The following is a 1,707-nucleotide window of genomic DNA, read 5'->3' as shown; positions in this document are numbered from 1 at the left end:
ACCCAGGCCAGGTCGATGCTGGTACGGTCGTAGGTCACCGAGAACGGACCGCTGTCGCCGACACCGCCGCCCCCGCCCCCGCCGCAGGACGCCAGCAGCGCGACGCCGCAGGCGAGCGACAAGTACACCGCCAGCCGCTCGGCTGCCGTACGCAGGCACTTCAACATCACCCCTCCTCGCCCGAGCGTGGCGCCGGGCTCCCTCGTTGGATTCATGGTTCTCGGCGCGCCCCTCAGCACGCCGCCCGGCATTCTAGACAGGCTCAGCGCTCGCGCGCGGCCTGCGGCACTCCCTGCTTCACAGGCGACTCATGAGCGCGATCGGAGCCACCGCCAGCAGGACCGAGAGAACGATCGCCCCGAGGGGTCGCAGCGTCCGGGGCTTCTGATGGAACGCGCCAACGAGCACCATGCACGCCACGGCCAGTCCAGGTAGCGCGAGAGCGAATGTCGGCAGCCAGTAGGCCGCAGAGACTCCCTCGTGAACCGCCCGACCTGCCAGAAAAAAGACTGCGCCGAAACTGACGAGCGGGACCAGTGCAAGACACACGAGAAGCCCGCACTGGACGGACAAGGCTTGCCGCCCGGCCCAGACCATGAAGAGCCCATTGAGGGCGATGTATACGATCAGGAATGCGATGGGTGCCATTGAATTCATGCCGAAGGAGACGACGACTACCACTTGCAGGAACTGAGGAACGGTTCCGCTTCCTTGGCTTGAGCGTTGTTCCAGATGGGCATCCCCGAACTCTCCCGCACAAAGATCTCGTCGTGTCCCCCGTCGCTCGCACGCGCCAGGTTGCGGCCTTTCCACGTGAATCGTTGCGGTCGATCGTCTGTCGGTTGAGGCGCGCAGGCGAGTTCGAAGTCGGGACACTCATTCAGCAACAGTGCCCCGTCAACGATGACGCCGGCAACGAGTCCCTCGCGATTTCTTGACTGCGTGGCATGACTCCATTCTCCGCACACGCGAGAGCCCACTTGATGCAAGCGCAGCACGTGAGTCTTGCTATGGAACGTGCCTTCGAAGGGTTCAGCCGCCGCGACAACGACCGGCAGGAGAAGACCGACGGCCAGGATTGATGCGCGACGACATGCGGCACGCGAAAGCGCCGTCGTCCATGACTCACGCTCCAGGTCACCGCTCACGAGCAGCCTCCTGCCCCAGCTTGCGCACTGGCGACAGCAGGTACTCGATGACCGACCGCCGCCCCTGCTGCACCTCGGCCGTGATCGCCATGCCTGGGTTCAGCGCCAGCCGTTCGCCGGTCGCCATGCTCTGCAGCTGGTGCGTGTCGATCTGCACGACGGCGCGGTAGTTCAGCGGCGGCTGACCGGGCTGCGCCGGCTGCTGCTTCGGATCGACCGCGTCGGCACTCACCAGCATCACGCGCCCGTCGAGCAGGCCGTATTTCTGGAACGGGTAGGCGGCCACCTTCACCTTGACCGGCTGCCCCACGCTGACGAAGCCGACGTCTTCGTTGCGCAATTGCACCTCGGCCTGCAGCGGCTCGTCCTGCGGCACGATGGTCATCAGCAGCGCACCCGCCGACACCACCGCGCCGCGCGTCGTCGTCGCCAGGTCCTTCACGATGCCGGCGTTCGGCGCGCGGATCTCCAGTTGCCCGGCACGCACCGTGGACTTCTGCAGCTCCTGGTCGCTGCGGTTGAGCAGCGCCAGCGTGTCGATGCGCTCGTTCTCCAGCTG

Annotated in this window: 3 protein-coding genes; all 3 read right to left on the bottom strand. The window is 66.1% G+C overall.

Annotated features, from left to right (window positions below; all coding sequences use genetic code 11):
- Positions 1-297: 297 nt before the first annotated feature.
- Positions 298-648 carry a hypothetical protein gene (locus tag AC1D15_RS30690; protein ID WP_477829003.1) on the bottom strand — a complete coding sequence of 117 codons (351 nt, stop codon included), beginning with the start codon at positions 646-648 and terminating at the stop codon, positions 298-300.
- 26 nt (positions 649-674) lie between these two features.
- Positions 675-1,148 (bottom strand): hypothetical protein, encoded by a 474-nt coding sequence (locus tag AC1D15_RS30685; protein ID WP_477829002.1) that lies wholly within the window; start codon positions 1,146-1,148, stop codon positions 675-677.
- A partial coding sequence (locus tag AC1D15_RS30680) for a beta-barrel domain-containing protein (protein WP_477829001.1) occupies positions 1,138-1,707 on the bottom strand: 570 nt, incomplete at its 5' end. The genes AC1D15_RS30685 and AC1D15_RS30680, both read right to left, overlap by 11 nt.

Source organism: Rhizobacter sp. P2_H2, assembly GCF_056403375.1.
Note: the sequence above shows the minus strand (reverse complement) of the source record. Positions and strands in the feature narration are given on the sequence as shown.